Raw genomic sequence first — 20073 nt, forward strand, 5'->3', positions numbered from 1 at the left:
TCCAAGAAAAAAGGGGGTGGACTGCGTGCGAGAGACATCCTATCATGCGGTAATTACCGAGATGACGGTCCGCGCCCTGTGGGAGACCCAGAATGTGATGGACTGCATTCCCGATGAAATGTGGGACAAGCATTACGGCGGCTCGCCCTTATGGCAGCATCTGTACCATATGCTGCACAGCCTGGATCAGTGGTTTATCAACCCGAAGGCCAATGATTTTGTGGAGCCGCCCATCCATACGCCGGATCTGCAGGAGTTGGATATTTATCCGGCCGCCCATCTGGACCGCAAACAGATGGACGATTATTTCTATACCATCAAGGCGAAACTGTCCCTGTATTTGACTTCACTCCATGATGAAGATCTTCTGCAGCGGCCGGAAAACTGCGAGTGGACGCGGTTTACCCTGATCCTGTCGCAATACCGCCATCTGCACCTGCATTTGGGGATGCTGATGGGGTTCATTGTGTCGGAAATCGGGTTGTGCCCGCGCACACTGGAACCGGGGGATGAGTTCCCACGCCCGCCGTATGATCCTTACCGATAGGGAGAAAAACGTAATGAAAAAAAGCATTTGTCTTGCACCGCTGTGTCTGGCTGTACTGGTGGGCTGCATGTCGGCCAAGGTGGATACCACACCGGTCTGGTCGGAGCACCTGCCGGAAACCGGCGTACAGATGGAACTGAGTAACTGTGAACTGCTGGGGACAGAGGATGTGTATTACACATTGGACCGGGACAGCAGCGATCCCTGGGTTCAGAAGCCGGCTCTGCAGACAAAAGGCATTCCGGTGGTGACGCTGCAGGGCGTCTCCCAGGAAGAGGTGCAGCTGCGTTTTGTGGAAAACATCGATACACTGTATTTGTATTACGACAAGGTACTGCCGCAGCCGGACCTCGATTACATAGCTACCCGGCAGGAGGACGGCAGCCTGCAATACCGGCTGGATACCGTGTACAATTATGAGTTTGTCATCGCCACGCAGGCAGGGACGGACACCATGATCGTGACCTGCCAGCGGGATGGCATCTCGAAAAATCCATAAAAATACCCCGGCGGTTCGCAAAGAACCGTCGGGGTACATTTGTTGCCAAAAGAAAAAATCAGCTTTTGGCAGGCATATCCAGCGTGGTGGTGGGGAAAGCAAAACTGCAGCCGTTTTTGGCCACCAGGTCCATGATCTCCAGATTCAGACGGCTTCTTTCCCGCAGAAAATCACCGTAGGGCAGCGTCGTGAGATAGACACGCACAAGAATATCGATGCTGTAATCGTTGAATTTATCCACCGTGGCGGTCACAGTGCCGGGCTGCACGGTGGGCTGGGCGTTCAGAAACTCCGTAAGGTCACGGCAGACGGTGTCCAGCTGCGCACGGGTGGTGTCATAGGTCAGGCCCAGTGTGAACTGCCACAGCCGGCTGCTGCGCTGGTTGCAGTTCTGGATATATTCCGAACATACCTTGGAATTTTCGATGGTGACAGCCACATTGTCGGTGGTGCGGATGCGGGTGGAACGGAAGGAAATGTCCTCCACGGTGCCCTCGGAGGAACCCAGGATCACGTAGTCCCCGATGCCGAAGGGGTGTTCCAGAACCAGGGTGATGCCGGCGATCAGGTTGGACAGGGTGGACTGGGCGGCCAGGGAAACGGCCAGTCCGGCAACGCCGGCGCCAGTCAGCAGTCCTGTAACCGGTACGCCCAGGTGGTCCAGCATGGCGATGCCCGTGAAGATGGCCACCAGCGCCCGGAAGATGTTCTCGAAGAAGCGGCCCATGGTGTTGTTGGTAGTCAGGTCCAGCTTGTTCTGGGCGCTGCGCAGCAGCAGACGGCACATGGGGGCGGCACGCCAGGCGCCCAGTCCGATGAAAAAGGTCAGCGCCAGGTCCAGAAGCACGCGCAGCACCGCAAGATAGGTGGGGGAATTGAAGGAAAACGGTACCACCACCAGGGCAAGGTACAAAAGCACGGTGCGCAGAATGAAGGCGGTGGGCTGTACATAGCTGTCAAACAGGATATACAGCCATTCGGTAAGATGTCCGTGCAATCGGTTCAGAATCCGGCGGATGATGCGGGTATACAGAAGGGGAAGGACCAACGCGCCCACCAGCAAAAGGACGGCGGGCAGAAGATCCAGCACGAGGCTGAAGGCAAATTCTTGCATAGTGACGCTCCCTATGTTTGCAGATGTTTGACAGAAATATTATACCATACCCTATTGCATTTTGTAAAACCTGTGCTATACTATGCAGGTAGAAAGTCTGTTTCAGGGCGGGGTGCAATTCCCCACCGGCGGTAAACGGTTCATTGGACCGTAAGCCCGCGACCGGCTGCTTGGGCAGCCGCTGATCCGGTGTGATTCCGGGGCCGACGGTATAGTCCGGATGCAAGAAACGGAAAGCTGTTTGCTATGCTTTTTGGCCCTGTTGCTGTACCCATCGGCAACAGGGCTTTTGTTTTGCCGGCAGCAAGCATAACCAGCCTCCCGTCAGTTTGATCAGGAACGAATCAGCTTTCGCAAACCATTTTACGGGAGGAAAATCTCATGACCAAAACACACAACCATGTCCGCGAACTTACGGTGACTGCCATGCTCTGCGCAATCGCCACAGTGCTGATGTTTCTGGACTTCAGCCTGCCCATGTTCATCCCTTCCTTTGTCAAGATGGACGTGTCGGAGCTGCCGGCGCTGCTGGCATCCTTCAGCCTGGGCCCCGTGTATGGCGTTGCCGTCTGCTTTGTGAAGAACCTGCTGAATCTGATCTTCCACGGCTCCACGGGCGGTATCGGGGAACTGTGCAATTTCCTGCTGGGTGCGTTCTTTGTGGGCACGGCCGGCGTAATCTACCGCTTGCACAAAACACGCAAGGGCGCCGTGGCGGGCTGCCTGATCGGAGCCATCGTCATGGCGGTGATCAGCGTGCCGGTGAACTATTTCCTGAGCTATCCGGTTTATGCGGCCATGTTCGGCGGCATCGACGCCATCATTGCCGCCTATCAGGAACTGCGCCCCGGTACCAACGGTCTGCTGGAATGCCTGTTGGTTTTCAATATGCCCTTTACCCTCGTCAAAGGCCTTGTGGATGCCGTTCTCTGCTTCCTGATTTACAAGCCGCTGTCTCCCATTCTGCACGGCCGGCACTGAGAGGGCCCCGCGGTGCAAAAAGAACGCAGAAACGGTGGGAATCCCTCTTGACGTGAGAAAAGCCTTGTGCTATAATGCGTCCTGCAACAGAATAGCAACTTATCAAGAGCGGCAGAGGGAACAGGCCCTGTGAAGCCCGACAACCTACACAAATGTGCAAGGTGCCAATTCCTGCGGGGAACCGAAAGATAAGCGTCAGCGCGCAGTCTTTTGGCTGCGCGTTTTTTGTTCTCGTCAGTTGCGCTTCTGCTTACATTTATAAGGGAGGCTTTTTCGTATGTCCAAAGTTCTTTTCACTTCGGAGTCGGTGACCGAAGGACATCCCGACAAAATCTGCGATCAGATTTCCGATGCCATTCTGGATGAAATCCTGAAGCAGGACCCCGATGCCCGCGTTGCCTGTGAGACCACCTGCTCCACGGGTCTTGTCCACATTATGGGCGAGATCACCACCAGCTGCTATGTGGATATTGCCGAGACGGCCCGGGATGTCATCCGTTCCATCGGGTATGACCGCGCCAAGTATGGGTTTGACTGCGATACCTGCGGTGTCATTGTCAACATCGACGGCCAGAGCCCCGACATTGCGCTGGGCACCAACGATGAGGTGGCCGGCGCCGGCGACCAGGGCATGATGTTCGGATATGCCTGCGACGAGACCCCGGAACTGATGCCGCTGCCCATCAGCCTGGCCCACAAACTGGCCAAGCGGCTCACCGAGGTGCGCAAGAGCGGTCTGCTGGAATACCTGCGTCCGGACGGCAAGAGCCAGGTTACCGTGGAGTACGACGACGGCAAGCCGGTGCGTGTGGACGCGGTGGTTATCTCCAGCCAGCACAGCCCGGAAATCAGCCAGGAACAGCTCCATGCTGACATCAAACGGGAAGTGATTGAAAAGGTGATTCCCGCCGAAATGCTGGACGAGCACACCAAGTACTACATCAATCCCACCGGGCGTTTTGTGGTAGGCGGTCCCCAGGGCGATACCGGCCTGACCGGCCGCAAGATCATTGTGGATACCTACGGCGGTTATGCCCGTCACGGCGGCGGCGCTTTCAGCGGCAAGGACCCCAGCAAGGTGGACCGTTCCGCTGCTTACGCGGCGCGCTGGGTTGCCAAGAATATTGTGGCAGCCGGGCTGGCCAAAAAGTGTGAGGTGGAGCTTGCCTACGCCATCGGCGTGGCGGAGCCGGTTTCCATCATGGTGGACACCTTCGGCACCGGCACGGTGGCGGACAATCAGATTGAGGAAGCCGTCAAGAAGGTGTTTGACCTGCGTCCGGCTGCCATCATCCGCGACCTGGATCTGCGCAAACCCATCTATCGCAACCTGGCTGCCTACGGCCACATGGGCCGGGAAGATCTGGGCGTCAAGTGGGAAAACACCGACCGGGTGGAGGCACTGAAAGCAGCGCTGCACTGATCTGGTATCCTATGGAAATACAACAAAAGCGCAGGGCGTGCCCTGCGCTTTTTTGGTTTGCCAAATACAGGCAGTTGGGGTATAATATAAAGGATATTGTGGAAGTGTGCCGAAGGGAGGTGGGACCATGGCAGATACCGCGCAGCCGCTGCAAAAGCTGGAGGGCGTCGTGGAACACAGAATCTACGAAAATGCCGATACCGGGTACGCAGTCTTTGAAGTCAATGTGGGCGATCAGGACATTGTGGTGGCCGGCAATGTGGGCAGTGTGGACAACGGCATGCAGATCACGGCCTATGGGCATCTGGTCAACCATCCCCATTACGGGCAGCAGTTCCGGGCAGAATCCTGTGAAATGCAGCTGCCGCAGGATACAACGGGGCTGCTCAGCTATCTGTCCAGCGGCGTTTTGCCCTACATCGGTCCCGCTACCGCCAAGAAGATCGTCAAAGCCTTCGGGGAGGATGTGCTGACGGTGATCTCCGAGACACCGCAGCGGCTTTGCGAGATCAAGGGCATCACCCCGGAAAAGGCGGCGGCCATCTCCAACGAATTCCGTCGGATGTACGGTGTGCGGGAAGTGATCGCCTGGTTTGCCCAGTTCGGGCTGTCCTCCCAGAATGCGGTGACGGCCTATCGTGCGTTTGGCCCGCATACCATCGAGGCGCTCAACCAGAATCCCTACTTGCTGTGCGGGGAACCGCTGCAGCTGAAATTTTCGGACGTGGATAAAATTGCCGCGGCCCTGCATGTGGAACTGGCCAGCCGGCTTCGGATTACCGCCGGTATCCTCTATGTGCTGCGCCACAACGCGGGAAACGGGCATACCTGCCTGCCCCGCAACAAGCTGTTGGAAACTACGGCCAAATTCCTGCTGGTCACCCCGGACGATGTGGAGCGTGGCCTGGATGAGCTGTTGCAGTCCGAAGAGGTGGAAACACGCACTTTTGAGGATGTGGAGTATGCGTTCCTGCCGGATTTGCTGGCCGCGGAGGAGGATATTGCCACGCGGCTGGGGATGCTTTCCACCTTTCCGACACAGCCGCCCAGAAACCTGGAGAGCAATATCCGGGCGCTGGAAATTGTCCAGGGGTTTGCCTATGCGCCGCTGCAGCGGGAAGCCATACGGATGGCGCTGTCCAACCGTGTGATGGTCCTTACCGGCGGCCCCGGTACCGGCAAGACCACCACCGTCAATGCCATTCTGAGCCTCTATGAGGGGGAATGTGACCGGGTGGCACTCTGTGCACCCACCGGCCGTGCGGCCAAGCGTCTCAGCGAATTGACCCACCATACAGCCTCCACCATTCACCGCCTTCTGGAGGTGGATTACAGCAGCGGTGCCGTCCGCTTCATTCACAACAAGAAAAATCTTTTGAAATACGATGTCATCATTCTCGACGAGATGAGTATGGTGGATGTCAAGTTGTTTCAGTCGCTGCTGGCCGCGGCGCGGGATCATTGCCGCATCATCATGGTGGGCGATGCCGACCAGCTGCCCAGCGTGGGCCCCGGCAACATTCTGGGAGAGATCCTTTCTGCCGGCGTGGTGCCCACGGTGCGGCTGACTGAAATTTTCCGCCAGGCACAGAAAAGCCTGATCGTACAGAACGCCCACCGCATTGTGCAGGGGGAACTGCCGCGAAAGGGCGAAGCCAAGGATGACTTTTTCATTATGGAAAAGAACGGCCAGGCCTGCCAGAAACTGATCTGCGATCTGGTGGCAGAACGTCTGCCCAGGGCATACGGGTTTGATCCGATCCGGGATATCCAGGTGCTCTGCCCGGCCAAAAAAGGCGTTACCGGCAGTGTGGAACTCAACCGCTGCCTTCAGGAAGTTCTGAACCCCCCTTCTGCGAAAAAACCGCAGCTGGGCGGCGAAAAGGGCGCAAAGATCCTGCGTCTTGGCGATAAGGTCATGCAGATCAAAAACGATTACGATATCACGTTTGAGCGCGCCGGTGCCGAGGCAGGCGTCGGCGCGTACAACGGAGACCTGGGGATCATCACCGAGGTGGATACCGAGGCCCGCTCGGTCACCGTCATGATGGATGACCGGAAGTATGTGTATTCGGCCGATCAGCTGAGTGAACTGGAGCCGGCCTATGCCGTGACGATCCACAAGAGCCAGGGCTCCGAGTTCCCGGCCATCATTGTGCCGGTGTCCGACGTGCCGCCGCGGCTGCGGTACCGCAATCTGCTGTATACCGGAGTTACACGTGCCAGAAAGCTGTGCATCCTCACCGGCAGTCACTGGATTGTGGAACAGATGGTGCGCAATGTGCGCCAGAATCTGCGGTACAGCTGTCTGCGGTATCTGCTGAAGGATGCTGTGACGCCCACAGCGGAAAAACAATGAGGGCGCTGGACTGGCGCTGCGCGGCGGAACAGGCTGCGGCCTGGCTGTACCCGCGGCGTTGCCCCTTTTGCAATGAACTGCTGGGTGCCGATGCTGTGCAGGGAACGTTCTGTCCCGCCTGCAAGGCGGAAGAAGAGCGCCTTTCCCACCGTCCGCCGCGCCTGCCCGCCACGGAACACCACTTTTATGCACTGCAAAGCGCCCTGGCGGCTTACTATTACAGCGGCACCGTGCGGGAGGCCATTCTTTTGTGCAAGCGGGGATTTCATCCCTGGTATGCAAGGGAGCTGGCAGACCGCATGGCGGTGCGGATCTGGGGCGCCACGCCGGCATCCTGCCCGGGGCGGCGGCCGCAGAATGAGCTGTTCCGGGATATGCCGCTCTACCACTGCATTGTGCCGGTGCCGCCCCATCAGCCGCAGCCCGGCCTGCCGGGACTGCCGTTGCTGCTGGCACGGCGGTTGGGTATACTATGGGGGATCCCGGTGGAAACACCGCTCTATACCGTGCGGGGCACGGCGGCGCAGAAGGGGCTTAGCCGCACGGATCGCATGGAAAATGCCAGAAAAGCCTACGCCTGCCGGAAAAGTGCAGACCTGAGCGGAAAGCGGGTGCTGCTGGTGGACGACATCATCACCACCGGGGCCACGGTCTCGGCATGTGCACTGGCTCTGCTCAAAGCAGGTGCTGTGGATGTGACGGCGGCTGCCATTGCCGCGGATGAAGAATTGCCGAAAGAAAAACGAACCTCTACGGAGAAATGACCATGAAGCAACAGGATATCGGCATTGATCTGGGCACGACCTCGATCATTATAGCAACCGAACAACAGGGTGTGGTGTTTACCCAGCCCACCATTGGGGCTGTGGATACCCGCAGCAACACCATCCTGGCGGTGGGGGACGAAGCCCTGCGGATGGTGGGGCGGGCCCCTGCGCATATTGATCTGATCCGTCCGCTGCGTGACGGTGTGATTCAGGACCACCGGATGACCAACGAACTGATCGTGCGGTTCGTGAATGAAGTCTGCCGCTCCCGTTTTTTCAAACCGCGGATCGCAGTCTGCGTGCCGGCGGCCATCACCGGCGTGGAAGCGGATGCCGTGGTGGAGTCGGTCATGGCTGCCGGCGCGCGGCAGGTCTTCCTGGTGGATGAGCCGGTCGCTGCCGCGCTGGGCGCCGGCCTGCAGATCCGGCAGCCCCACGGCTGTATGGTGGTGGATATCGGCGGCGGTTCCACCGACATTGCGGTCATCAGTATGGGCGGACGGGTGCGCGCTGCCAGCATTCCGGTGGCGGGCAATGCCTTTGACCGCTGCATTGCCCAGTTTGTCCAGGAAAAGTATCAGATTGCCATCGGCCCGCTGACGGCGGAGGCCCTGAAAAAACAGGTGGCCTGCTGTACCAAGAGCGAATTCGAGGGTGTCATGGAAGTACGCGGCCATTCCTGGGAGACCAATCTCCCGGCACGGCGTCTGATCTATACCCATGATCTCTACGAACCGGTTCAGGAGCTGGCCACGCGGATCGTGGCCGCCGCCCGGGCGGTGTTGGAAAGCACCCCGCCGGAACTGGCGGCAGATGTGTCCTCCACGGGCGTGCTGCTCACCGGCGGCGGTTCTCTGCTGCGCGGACTGGCCAGTTACCTGGCCGGGGAACTGCATGTGGATGTGGCCATTGCTCCCGATCCCATCAACTGCGTGGCACGGGGAACTGCCATCAGCCTCAGCGAAGGAAAATACCTGACAGCCGGTTTCCGGGATGCTACCCCCAAAGCGTGGAAAAAGACGCTGCAGAATATCCGCGACCCCTTTGCGGCCGACTGATTGATTCTATACACAGAAGGGAAAACAAGTCATGCCTGAGCTTACCCAGGAGTATATCGCCCTGCGCGACCAGTATATTGAAAGCAAATTCACCCGCCTGAACCCGGTTCAGCGGCAGGCCGTCTTCACCACCGAAGGCCCGCTGCTGATTCTGGCCGGCGCCGGTTCCGGCAAGACCACGGTGCTGGTCAACCGGATCGCCAACATCATCCGTTTCGGCTGCGCACACGGCAGCAAGGAGCTGGCCCGTACCGTGACCGAACAGGATCTGGAAGAACTGCGGAAGGCCGTCCAGTCGGGACGGGACCTTCCCCGGGAGACTGCCTATCTGGCGGTGCGTCCGGCGCGCCCCTGGAATGTGCTGGCCATCACCTTCACCAACAAGGCGGCGGGGGAACTGAAAGAACGACTGCGCGCCATGCTGGGCGAGACGATGGGCGGTGACGTGAACGCATCCACCTTCCATTCAGCCTGCGTGCGGATCCTGCGCCGGGATGCCGAGCGCATCGGCTTCCCCAAGAGTTTTACCATCTATGACACGGATGATCAGCAGCGCGTCCTGAAGCAGATCTACAAGGACAAGATGATTGATGACAAGTTCCTGCCCATCAAGTCGGCGGTGGCACAGATCAGTTCCTACAAGGATAAGCTGATGTCGGCGGAGGATGTGGCGGCGGAAACGCCCCGGGACACCAAGGCGGCACTGATCTCCCAGATTTATACGGCCTACGCGGGCCGCCTGAAAACCGCAGGGGCCATGGATTTTGACGATCTGATCTTCCATACCGTGCGCCTGCTTCAGACGGACACCGAGGCCCGGGAGTACTACCAGAACAAATTCCGCTACGTTGTGGTGGACGAGTACCAGGATACCAGCGTGGCGCAGTTCCATCTGGTGCGTCTGCTGGCGGGCGGTACCAACAATGTCTGTGTGGTGGGCGACGATGACCAGTCCATCTACAAGTTCCGCGGCGCCACTATTGAAAACATCCTGAACTTCGAACAGGTTTTCACCGGCGCCAAGACCATCCGCCTGGAGCAGAACTACCGCTCCACCTCCAATATCCTCAATGCGGCCAACAGTGTGATCAAGAACAACACCGGCCGCAAGGGCAAAACGTTGTGGACGGAAAACGGAGAAGGGGACAAGGTCCATCATTATACGGCGTCCAGCGAACAGGATGAAGCCAGCCATATTGCCGATGTCATCGGCGAACATCTGCGGGAAGGTGCCCACCTGCGGGATCATGCGGTACTCTACCGTATGAATGCCCAGTCCAACCCCATTGAAACCTATTTCGCCCGGGCGGGTATTCCGTACCGCATTGTGGGCGGTCAGCGCTTCTTTGACCGCAAGGAAGTCAAGGATATCAACTCCTACCTGGCGGTGATCGTCAACCCGCGGGATGACGTGCGTCTGCGCCGTATCATCAACGAACCGGCGCGCAAGATCGGTGCCTCCACGGTGGACAAGGTGGGGGAACTGGCTGCCCGGAAGGGCGTGCCCATGCTGCAGGTCATCGCCGACGCGCGGCAGTATCCGGAACTGATGCGGGCAGCGGCCGCCCTGGAAAAATTCTATGAAATGTACCGGGAACTGTGCGATCTCTCGGTGACGATGCCCCTGGATGAATTCGCCGGGGAAGTCATCAAAAAGACCGGCTATGAAGCCATGCTGAAGGCACAGAAGGAGGAGGGCGAGACCCGACTGGAAAACCTGGGCCAGCTGGTCAGCTCGGTCAAGACCTACGCTGACCAGAACGGGGAGGACGCCACTCTTTCGGGGTTCCTGGAGGAAGTGGCCCTGATCTCCGATCTGGACAGCTACGACGAGGATGCCGACAGCGTGACGATGATGACCATCCATTCCGCCAAAGGTCTGGAATTTCCCTATGTGTTTGTGGTGGGCATGGAGGACGGAATCTTCCCCGGAGACATGGCCCGCTACAACGAGGAGGATATGGAGGAAGAGCGCCGTCTGTGCTATGTGGCCATTACGCGCGCCAAGAAAGAACTGTATCTTTCTACCTCCCGCAGCCGGCTGATTTTCGGTCAGACCCGCCGTAATCCGCCTTCCTGCTTCCTCAGCGAAATCGATCCGGGGCTTATGGAGGAAACCCAGAGCCCGGAACTTGCCTATTCGGCGGGGGGCTTCGGCGCCGGATACGGCACCTACAGCAATCATGTCCCCGGCGGGCGCAGCGGCTATTCCGGTGCCTCCCGAGGCTATCTGAACAGCGAGTATAACGCGCGTCCCCGCGGCGGCTTTGGCGCCGGTTACAGCAGTGGGTTTGCCAGCGGCGGACATGAAAGCCCCCACTACAATGGTGGCCGCCATACGGTACAGACGGCAGGCTTCGGCGCCGGATACGGCAGCAACCATCACAGCGGTGCACCGGCCACCCCGGCGGGTGCGGGTACCTCAACGCTGGCCGGCATGCAGAAGACTGCCCCCAAAAAGCAGGCGGTCCAGTATGCAGCGGGGGATCTTGTGGAGCATCGCGTGTTCGGACGCGGCAAGGTGCTCAAGGCAACGCCCATTGCGGGAGACTGCATCGTGGAGATTCAGTTTGACCGCGTGGGCGTGAAGAAGACGATGGCCAACTATGCGCCGCTGAAGAAAATCGGCGGGGATGAATGACAAAGGGGAGAAAAATCCATGGTGGTTCAACTGATTGCCCATACCAACGACCCTGAAAAGACGGTGGCGGCGGCTGCCAAGCTTTGCTATTCGGATGCCCATATCGAAACACTGCTGGACGGCCTGACGCCGGACAAGACGGCAGCCTTCTTACAGAAGTTGACCGACCTGGGACATGCCAGTCCCATTGAACATGCCAGCTTTACCTTCGGCATCGAGGGGGTCTCCCGCACGTTCCTTGCGCAGGTGACCCGGCACCGTATCGCCAGCTTCAGCGTGCAGAGCCAGCGCTATGTGCGGCTGGAGGATTTCCGCTATGTCATTCCGCCGGAAATTGAGGCGATTCCCGAGGCCAAGGCGCAGTTCATCGATGCCATGAACGCCGACGCCCAAAAGTATCTGGAGCTGGTGCGGTCTCTGGAAGATGCCCACACCCGGCGTCTTATGGCACAGGGCATGGAGGAGAAGGCAGCCCGGGCCAAGGCCTCCAAGCAGGCCAATGAGGACGCACGGTTTGTGCTGCCCAACGCCTGCGAGACCAAGATGGTCATGACGATGAACTGCCGCAGTCTGCAGAATTTCTTCAATCTGCGCTGCTGCAACCGTGCCCAGTGGGAGATCCGGGCGGTGGCCGACGAGATGCTGCGCCTGGTGTTGCCTCTGGCCCCGCATATCTTTGCGACGGCGGGTCCGCGCTGCCTGACGGGTCCCTGCCCGGAAGGCCGTATGTGCTGCGGCCAGCAGGCAGAGGTGCGGGAAAAATACGAGAAACTGAAGCAGGAGGCGGTCTGCCATGGGTAAGCTCATTATTTTTGAGGGATTGGACGGATCCGGCAAAGGCACACAGACAAAACTGACTGCCCGGAAACTCCGGGACCGGGGCATCGATCTGCGCCAGATCACCTTTCCCAACTATGAAAGTGATTCCTCGGCACTGGTCAAGATGTATCTCTCGGGCCAGTTCGGGGACAAGCCCGATGATGTGAACGCCTATGCGGCGTCCAGTTTCTATGCAGTGGATCGTTTTGCCAGTTATAAGACCGACTGGGGTGAGTTCTATCGCTCCGGCGGGCTGGTGCTCTCGGACCGGTACACCACCTCCAATGCGGTCCATCAGTGCGCCAAATTGCCGCCGATGCACTGGGACGGATTCCTCAACTGGCTGTTCGATTTTGAGTATAAAAAAATCGGGATCCCGGTGCCGGATGCTGTGGTGTATCTGGCGGTGGATCCGGAAGTGTCCCAGAAACTGATGGATGAACGCTATCACGGGGACGAGAGCAAAAAAGATATCCAGGAAAAGGACCGGGAATATATTGCCCGCAGCCGGGCGGTAGCGGAGTACTGTGCTAAACGATTCGGATGGACCCGTATCGAATGCTCCACCGGGAAAGAGGGCAAGGACATCCGTTCGGTGGAGGATATCAACGCCGAGATACTTGCGAAAATCCAGCCGATCCTGTAAAATGAGGGAAGGCGGAAAGGGGACGTGCCTATGGTGCGAACAGCAGAGCCGGGCGATCTGGAAAGCCTGATGGATCTGCGCTGTGCCCGCTATGGGGATTCCCGGGCCGATGCAGCCGGTTGGCTGCAGAATGTGGTGGGGCTTGCCCATATTCTGGTTTTGCAGCAGCCGGAAAAACCGGTGGCTGCCATGCTGGCGGCAGTGCCGGTGCAGTACAGCCACCGCAAAGGGATCTGGTTCTGCGGAGCGGCCGCTGCACAGGGAATTCCCATGGAAACGCTGCTCCCGAAACTGCTCAGCGGATGTCTGCGGGCCTTTGGAGCCAAGGAGTACGATTTTGCAGTCCTGGCTCCGGAAAACGCCCAGGAAGCCCATGCGCTGGAGGCGGTGGGGTTCCGCAATCTTTTGCCCATGCGGGTCCTGCAGAAGCCCATTGCGCGGAATCTGCTGGCGCAGGCGGAATTTGACAGCCTCACGGTGCGCCATCTGCTGGACATGCGAATGCGCTGCCAGCCCGGGTGCATCTCGTTGCCGGAAACGGCCATGAATGAAGTGATCACGCAGCTGTACCGCCGCGGGCTTACCGTGGTATCCAACCGGCGGGGGTACGGGCTGTATTTTACCAAAGGAAATGAATTGCAGTTTCTGGAACTGCAGGCCGACAATGATTATTGTGCCGATACACTGTTGCAGGCTGCCCGGGAAAAGACCGGTGCCGATAAGGCGCGGATTTTGCTGGCGGAGAACCAGTCCCTCTATCTGGGGGCGGGCAGGCGCTGCGGCTACGGGATGATCGCGTTTCTGCGCGGAGAATTTCCGGTCACGGATGTGTATTTCAGAATGCTGCTGTAAGCGGCAGACGGGATGAAGCAGGGGTTGATACCTGCGCAAGAGCAAAGTAGTAAGGAGAAATCCCATGAGGATCAATCGCAATGACCATAATTCTGCCGGAGCCGCACCGCAGAACCAGCCGACGCCGGCTCCGGAAGCAAAACAGGAAGCGGCGGCTTCGCTGGAACGCGAGCCCGTCAAGGAGAAGAAACGTGCACCCGCCAAGGCAAAAAAGCATAAGGCAAAACCGGAACCTGACGCCGAGGAGGGGAAAGAAAAGACCAGGCGGCGTTTCCCGTTTGGCTGTCTGATTGTGCTGATTTTCCTGGCACTGGTGGCGTTCGGCGGCTACAAGGTGATGCAGTTCTACGGCGAGATCGATGGCAGCACCGAACTGGGCACCGAGCAGACCGTTACCATCGAGCAGGGATCCTCGGTGGGCACCATCGCCAGCCAGCTGAAAGAGGCCGGCATCATTCACTATGACTGGCTGTTCAAGGAGTATGTGAAGTACAGCGGCAAAGCGGGCGGCATCCAGTATGGCGACTTTGCGCTGCGTCCGGGCATGGATTACAACACCATCATCCAGACCATCTCCCAGGAGGTCCGCCGTCCCACCACCAACATCACCATCCCCGAGGGCACCACCGCGGTGGGCGTGGCACAGATCTTTGTGAATGCGGGCCTGGTGGACAGTGTGGATACCTTTCTGAACTGCGCCAACGGCACCGACGGTTCGGATTTCAGCCAGTACAGCTTCTGGACGCAGATCCCGGACAACGGACGGCTGATGAAGTGCGAGGGCTATCTTTTCCCTGACACCTACAATGTCTATGCTGACGAGGATGTCTACTACTATGTGGACACGCTTTACAGCGAGTTCTCGGCCAAGACCGAAGGGCTGATGGATACCATCAACGAAAAAGGCACGACGTTGGATGATGTGGTCAAACTGGCCAGTTTCATCCAGGAGGAAGCCGGTGTGGAGTCGGAAGATGCCAAGGTCAGTGCCTGCTTCCACAACCGTCTGGAATCCAGCGACCCGCTGTGGGCGGAACATAAACTGGAATCTAATGCCTGCAGTTATATCACCCAGGATGTGGAGAATAACTACCTTTGGAACTCGCCCACGGCAGAATACTATGGCTGGCCGGAGATGGGCTCTATTCCCGAAGAAGTGCTGAATCTGTACGACACCTATCGGATCAGCGGTCTGCCGGCAGGTCCCATTTCCTGCCCGGGGTACGCGGCCATCGATGCGGCTCTGAACCCGGACCAGCAATATATCGATGAGGGATACTTCTTCTTTGTCACCGGTCATCCCGATACCGATGTGGCGGGACAGTATTTCTACGCCAAGACGGCGGAAGAGCACCAGGCCAACGTGGAAAAAGCGGGCTGGGCTTACTGATTACCAATACCAAGCAACAAAAGCGCCCGGCGCGTCCGGGCGCTTTTTTACAGGAGGAAACACGATGCTGCAACAGCCGGAACTGCTGGCCCCTGCGGGCAGCCTGGAAACTTTGAAATATGCCGTCTTGTATGGCGCGGATGCCGTTTACTGTGCCCTGCCGGAATTCGGCATGCGGGCAGCGCCCGTCAACCTCACGGTGGATGAACTGCGGGAAGGATGTATCTTTGCCCATGCGCGGGGCAAGAAGGTGTACCTGACACTGAACACGCTGCCCACCAATGAGGAACTGAAAAAGCTGCCGCAGTATATTCAGGATGCCGCCGAAGCCGGTGTGGATGCGTTCATCATTGCCGACCTGGGGGTGCTGGCGCTGGCCAAGAAATATGCACCCTGGGTGGAACGCCATGTGTCCACACAGGCGGGCATTACCAACTACGAGGCGGCCAGGGTCTGCTATGAACTGGGAGCCAAGCGTGTGGTGCTGGCCCGGGAACTGCCGCTGACCGAAATCGCACAGATCCGGGACAACTGCCCGCCGGACCTGGAACTGGAAGCTTTTGTGCATGGTGCCATGTGTATGAGCGTGTCGGGCCGCTGCCTGCTGTCCAGTTATATGACGGGCCGCAGCGGCAACCGCGGCGAATGTGCACAGCCATGCCGCTGGAAGTATGCGCTGGTGGAGGAACATCGTCCCGGCCAGTATATGGAAATCGGCGAAAGCGAAAACGGCAGCTACATTCTCAACGCCAATGACCTGTGCACGGCACCGTTCCTTGATCTGATCTGCAAGGCCGGTGTGGATTCCCTCAAGATCGAGGGGCGCGCCAAGACCTTTTACTATGTGGCATCGGTCACCAGTGCCTACCGCCGCGCTCTGGATCTGTACCTGAAGGACCCTTACAGCGACGCCTACGAACTGCCGGAGGATGTCATCGAGGAACTGAACCGGACCAGCCACCGTCACTACTCGCCGGGGTTCTATTTCGGCAAGGAACAGGCACTGCAGACGCCCAGCCATACCTATGTGCGGGAATGGGATTTCATCGGCACCGTGGATTCCTGGGAAGACGGTGTGGCGCACTGCACCCAGCGCGGAAAATTTGTACAGGGAGATTCGCTGGAAATTCTGCAGCCGGACGGCAGTGTGGTTGCCCTGACACCGGAATGGATTGAGAACGAGGCCGGAGAACGTGTGGATGCAACACCCCATCCCATGATGCACTACACGATCCCCTGCAAGACGCCTCTGATGCCCTACAGCTTGCTGCGCATGCACAAGAAGGAAGAAACCGCATAAGAAAAACAGCCCCGCAGAGATGCCTCTGCGGGGCTGTCTGCGTATGGAGGGGGACTTACAGGCCCCAGAAAGATGCCAGTTCACGGCGCAGACTCTCGGTGCTGTCCACAAAGCGAAGATGATCCCAGTGCGGGGGCATCAGCCGGCGGGTGTCCTGGGCAGCAAAGCGGTCGTCGATCAACACAACAATGCCTTTGTCCTGGGGTGTCCGGATTACCCGTCCGGCCGCCTGCAGGACTTTGTTCATGCCGGGATAGCGGTACGCGTAATCGAAGCCGGAACCGCGGGTCTCCTCAAAGTGCTGGCGCAGCTGTTCCTGGCGGGGGCCGACCTGGGGCAGGCCCGGGCCGACGATAGCCACACCGATCAGCCGGTCCCCGGTAAGGTCCACGCCCTCGCCGAATACACCGCCAAGAACGGCAAACCCGATCTGTGTTTTTTGCGGATGGGGATCGAAATGCCCAAGAAATTCGGTGCGCTGGGTTTCATCCATGCTGCTCTGCTGACAGATTGTGGTGACCGTGGGGTACCGGGCCGAAAAGTCCTCCAGAACCGCCTGCAGATAACTGTAGCTGGGAAAGAAGGCAAGATAGTTGCCGGTCCGGGCATCTGCCATGCAGGCGATCAGATCGGAAACCTGTGCGATGCTGGCAGAACGGTCCCTGTAGCGGGTGCTGACATGCCGGGCACACCACAGCCCCAGATTCCGGGCCGGAAAAGGACTGCGCAAAGCCACGGCACGTGCATCAGGCAGCCCGCACAGATCCTTGTAGTACCCTGCAGGCGCCAGCGTGGCACTGAACAGAATGGCGGCTCGACCTTTGGAAAAGTCGTCGGCCAGAAAGGCGCTGGGATCCAGACAGAGCATGGACGCCCGGACTTCGCTGCCGTGGGCCGAAATCTGCAACACAAAGTGGTCATCGAATGTGTCCGCAATGCGAAGCCAGCCGCGCACATCAAAGTAGAGCTGCAGCAGTGCATCGTGGGTTTCCCCGGGCTCCCGGTGCTCGTCCAGCCAGTTTTCCAGAGGTTCGCAAAGTTTGGTCAGGGCACGGTCCAGAGCCTCGGCCCGCTCCCTTTCGAAAAAGGTCTTTCCAAAACGGACATCGGCCGGGGTTTCCTCACAGCGATGGCGCCAGAAAATAAAAATCTCATTGATTTTGTTCAGGGCGTTTTTCAGGCTGCTTTTGCCGGTCCCGAGGCGTTTCTTGGCATCCCAGAAATTGCTTTTGCACAGCGTGGCACTGTGCATTTCCCGCGCCCGGGAAGGAAGGTTGTGGGCTTCGTCGATGAGAAAAAGATAATCGCCGCGGCTTTCAAAGAAGCGTGCCAGATGTACCACCGGGTCAAACAGATAATTGTAATCACCGATCACCACATCGCTCCAGAGGCTCAGATCCAACGCCAGCTCAAAGGGACACACTTCATACTGGCGGGCAAGCTGCTGCAGTACCTCGGCCGTCAGGGCTGGCAGGTCCAGCGCGTTCCACAGGGCGGTTTTGATGCGGTCGTAGTATCCGTTTGCATACGGGCAGGCCTCCGGCGTACACTCCCGCGTTTCCTGCATACAGATTTTGTCCTTGGCCGTCAGCGTGACGCTTCGCAGGGAAAGGTCTGCATCATGGGCCCGCAGGGTGGCCAGGGCGGCCTCCGCGGCTGCACGGGTGGTTCCCCGCGCGGTGAGATAGAAGACGGGACCGCCCTGTTCCAGCGCTTTCAGGGCAGGGAACAGAACGCTCATGGTCTTTCCGATGCCGGTGGGGGCCTGACATAGCAATTGTCCGCCGTCCCGGCAGGTTTCATAGACCGCCTTGATCATGGCGCGCTGTCCTGCGCGATAGGTCGGAAATGGGAAAGTGAGCTGATGCAGCCCCTCCTGGCGGGCCTCCCGCCATCGGGCGGCTCGCTGGGCCCATGGCGCATACTGGGTCAGCAAGTCCAGAACGAAAGTGTCCAGCTCTCCGGCGGAGAAGGTCTTGGTAAAGTACAGCACCTGCTCCACATCCACCTGATAGTAGGTGAGGCGGACCTGCATCACGGAAAGCTGATGCTGCCCGGCGTAGATGGCAGCATAGACTTTTGCCTGGGCCCAGTGTTCAGGGGACTGCTCCCCGGTGATTTTCTCCAGAGGCAGGGCTGTGGTTTTGATCTCGTCCACCGTGACGGTGCCGTCGGCTGCTGTATAAATACCGTCAGCGCGGCCTTCCAGGGTATAATGAATGCCACAGCAGCCATACTCTTGGGTAAGGGCAACTTCGGCCTGGTAATCGGAAAATTCTTTGGCAGCGGCGCGCTGCAGCTTGCGGTGCAGGCGGGCGCCTTCGTTGGCGCGGTCAAAACCGGTAAAGCGGTTGTCAATGCTGCCGGTGCGCAATAAAAATTCCACCAGCTGCCGGATGGGCAGGGTGAGTGCCAGCGGTTCCGGCGACATGGTGGTCAACTCCTTGTATCAATAGGTGTGTTCACAGACCTGGGAAATCTTCTCCCGCAATGCCACGAAATCCCCGAAAACGGCAGGTTTGTTGACGGGATAGCGCAGCAGCGCAGCGGGATGGTAGGTGGCCATAAAGAGCGTGCCGTGCTTGTTGAAGAATTTGCCGTGATCGCGGGTGACGGAAAAACCGGGCTCAATGAGCTGCTGGGCGGCAATGCGTCCGAGGCAGACGATGATTTTGGGGCGCAGAAGCTGGAACTGCTGCCGGAGCCAGGGCAGACAGGCCGCCGATTCTTCCGGGAGAGGATCCCGGTTCTTCGGCGGACGGCATTTGACAATGTTGGCGATGTAGACATTTTTGCTCCGGCTCAGGTCCACAGCTTCCAGATAATGGTCCAGCAGCTGGCCGCTCCGCCCCACAAAGGGGAGCCCCTGGGCGTCTTCGTTGGCGCCGGGACCTTCGCCGACAAAAAGCACTTCGGCATCGGGCGCGCCCTGGCCGAACACGACGTTGGTACGGGATTCGCACAGGCTGCACCGGCGGCATGCCAGGCACTCTGATTGTAACGTTTGCAAATCCATGCGAAAACACCTCTTACTAAAATATGGGGAGGAACAAGACCATGTGGGCTGAACCGAGTTATCTGCTGAAAGGATTGTGCCTCTTGGCGGGATACGCCTTTGGCTGCTTCCTGACTGCCGATATCGTGGCGCGGTGCCTTGCCGGTTCAGGCGTGGGGGCAATCGGAACCGGTGCACCCGATGCGGACAATGTGGCTGGCTGTCTCGGCAGGGGAGCAGGCTGGGCGGTGGTGGCAGGGGACACCTTGAAAACGGTACTGGCCTGCTGGTTCTGTTATCGGCTGGCCGCACCGGAACTGGAACATCTGGCGGCTCTTTACGGAGGAATCGGCGCCGTTCTGGGGCATGCATTCCCGGTATGGAGGCGCGTCCGCGGCGGCCGTGCCGTAGTTGTGGCAGGAACCTGGCTGGTACTGTATCTTCCTGTTACCGGGGCTGTTTGCTGCCTGGCGGGCGGTGTGGCGGCGGCGGGCATCCCAAAACGCGCTGTGGGGGTGGTACTTGCCGTCACGCTGGCCGTTCCTGTGGCCTTTTTGCAATTTGGCGTACAGAGCGGCGTGGGGGCGGCAGTTGTGGCGCTGGTGATATGGTGGCAGTACCGGGCCGAGCTTTTTCCGGCTGGGGATAACAGACCGCCTGTTTCCCGTAAAAAGAACTGATA

General features: G+C 58.8%; 17 protein-coding genes and 2 riboswitches. Of the genes, 14 read left to right on the forward strand and 3 right to left on the reverse strand.

What is annotated here, in order from left to right; genetic code table 11:
* Positions 1 to 25 precede the first annotated feature (25 nt).
* The gene (locus ABGT73_RS04625; protein ID WP_346668647.1) at positions 26 to 547 is read left to right on the forward strand and encodes a DinB family protein; all 522 of its coding nucleotides are present in this window, start codon (positions 26 to 28) and stop codon (positions 545 to 547) included.
* Between the two features lie 13 nt (positions 548 to 560).
* Entirely contained in the window at positions 561 to 1046 is a 486-nt protein-coding gene (locus ABGT73_RS04630; RefSeq protein WP_346668648.1) for a hypothetical protein, read from the forward strand.
* A 58-nt stretch (positions 1047 to 1104) separates the two neighbouring features.
* Here ABGT73_RS04630 and ABGT73_RS04635 read toward each other — a convergent pair whose 3' ends face one another.
* Positions 1105 to 2160, reverse strand: coding sequence for a mechanosensitive ion channel family protein (locus tag ABGT73_RS04635; RefSeq protein WP_346668649.1), 1056 nt, complete (start codon positions 2158 to 2160; stop codon positions 1105 to 1107).
* Positions 2161 to 2254: 94 nt separating this feature from the next.
* Positions 2255 to 2396, forward strand: a riboswitch (FMN riboswitch).
* Between the two features lie 145 nt (positions 2397 to 2541).
* On the opposite strand from ABGT73_RS04635, the gene ABGT73_RS04640 reads away from it, so the two are divergent.
* From ABGT73_RS04640 to ABGT73_RS04690, 11 genes are all read left to right on the forward strand, one after another.
* Positions 2542 to 3141, forward strand: a complete 600-nt coding sequence (locus ABGT73_RS04640; protein WP_346668650.1) for an ECF transporter S component — start codon at positions 2542 to 2544, stop codon at positions 3139 to 3141.
* A gap of 96 nt (positions 3142 to 3237) precedes the next feature.
* A riboswitch (SAM riboswitch) is annotated at positions 3238 to 3336 on the forward strand.
* Positions 3337 to 3418: 82 nt separating this feature from the next.
* Positions 3419 to 4564: a methionine adenosyltransferase gene (gene metK / locus ABGT73_RS04645; protein WP_346668651.1), complete on the forward strand. Its 1146-nt coding sequence runs from the start codon at positions 3419 to 3421 to the stop codon at positions 4562 to 4564.
* A gap of 127 nt (positions 4565 to 4691) precedes the next feature.
* A complete protein-coding gene (locus ABGT73_RS04650) occupies positions 4692 to 6923 on the forward strand; it encodes an ATP-dependent RecD-like DNA helicase (protein WP_346668652.1) in 2232 nt (743 codons plus the stop codon).
* Complete coding sequence (locus tag ABGT73_RS04655; protein WP_346668653.1) at positions 6920 to 7687, forward strand: phosphoribosyltransferase family protein; 768 nt, start codon at positions 6920 to 6922, stop codon at positions 7685 to 7687. The genes ABGT73_RS04650 and ABGT73_RS04655 overlap by 4 nt, the downstream gene beginning before the upstream one ends.
* Positions 7688 to 7689: 2 nt before the next feature.
* Positions 7690 to 8748: a rod shape-determining protein gene (locus ABGT73_RS04660; protein ID WP_346668654.1), complete on the forward strand. Its 1059-nt coding sequence runs from the start codon at positions 7690 to 7692 to the stop codon at positions 8746 to 8748.
* A gap of 31 nt (positions 8749 to 8779) precedes the next feature.
* Positions 8780 to 11389, forward strand: coding sequence for a UvrD-helicase domain-containing protein (locus ABGT73_RS04665; RefSeq protein WP_346668655.1), 2610 nt, complete (start codon positions 8780 to 8782; stop codon positions 11387 to 11389).
* Between the two features lie 18 nt (positions 11390 to 11407).
* A complete protein-coding gene (gene thyX / locus ABGT73_RS04670; protein ID WP_346668656.1) occupies positions 11408 to 12190 on the forward strand; it encodes an FAD-dependent thymidylate synthase in 783 nt (260 codons plus the stop codon).
* Positions 12183 to 12854: a thymidylate kinase gene (locus ABGT73_RS04675; protein ID WP_346668657.1), complete on the forward strand. Its 672-nt coding sequence runs from the start codon at positions 12183 to 12185 to the stop codon at positions 12852 to 12854. The genes thyX and ABGT73_RS04675 overlap by 8 nt, the downstream gene beginning before the upstream one ends.
* Positions 12855 to 12884: 30 nt before the next feature.
* Positions 12885 to 13706 carry a hypothetical protein gene (locus ABGT73_RS04680; protein ID WP_346668658.1) on the forward strand — a complete coding sequence of 274 codons (822 nt, stop codon included), beginning with the start codon at positions 12885 to 12887 and terminating at the stop codon, positions 13704 to 13706.
* Positions 13707 to 13770: 64 nt separating this feature from the next.
* Positions 13771 to 15096, forward strand: a complete 1326-nt coding sequence (mltG, locus tag ABGT73_RS04685; protein ID WP_346668659.1) for an endolytic transglycosylase MltG — start codon at positions 13771 to 13773, stop codon at positions 15094 to 15096.
* A 64-nt stretch (positions 15097 to 15160) separates the two neighbouring features.
* A complete protein-coding gene (locus ABGT73_RS04690) occupies positions 15161 to 16396 on the forward strand; it encodes a U32 family peptidase (protein ID WP_346668660.1) in 1236 nt (411 codons plus the stop codon).
* A gap of 55 nt (positions 16397 to 16451) precedes the next feature.
* On the opposite strand, the gene ABGT73_RS04695 is transcribed toward ABGT73_RS04690, so the two are convergent.
* Both ABGT73_RS04695 and ABGT73_RS04700 read right to left on the reverse strand, forming a co-directional pair.
* On the reverse strand, positions 16452 to 18827 hold the full coding sequence (locus tag ABGT73_RS04695) for an ATP-dependent DNA helicase (protein WP_346668661.1): 2376 nt from the start codon (positions 18825 to 18827) through the stop codon (positions 16452 to 16454).
* A gap of 18 nt (positions 18828 to 18845) precedes the next feature.
* Positions 18846 to 19412, reverse strand: coding sequence for a uracil-DNA glycosylase (locus ABGT73_RS04700; protein ID WP_346668662.1), 567 nt, complete (start codon positions 19410 to 19412; stop codon positions 18846 to 18848).
* Between the two features lie 41 nt (positions 19413 to 19453).
* On the opposite strand from ABGT73_RS04700, the gene ABGT73_RS04705 reads away from it, so the two are divergent.
* On the forward strand, positions 19454 to 20071 hold the full coding sequence (locus ABGT73_RS04705; protein WP_346668663.1) for a glycerol-3-phosphate acyltransferase: 618 nt from the start codon (positions 19454 to 19456) through the stop codon (positions 20069 to 20071).
* The last annotated feature ends 2 nt before the right edge of the window (positions 20072 to 20073 follow it).

The organism is uncultured Subdoligranulum sp., from assembly GCF_963931595.1.
Classification (GTDB): domain Bacteria; phylum Bacillota; class Clostridia; order Oscillospirales; family Ruminococcaceae; genus Gemmiger.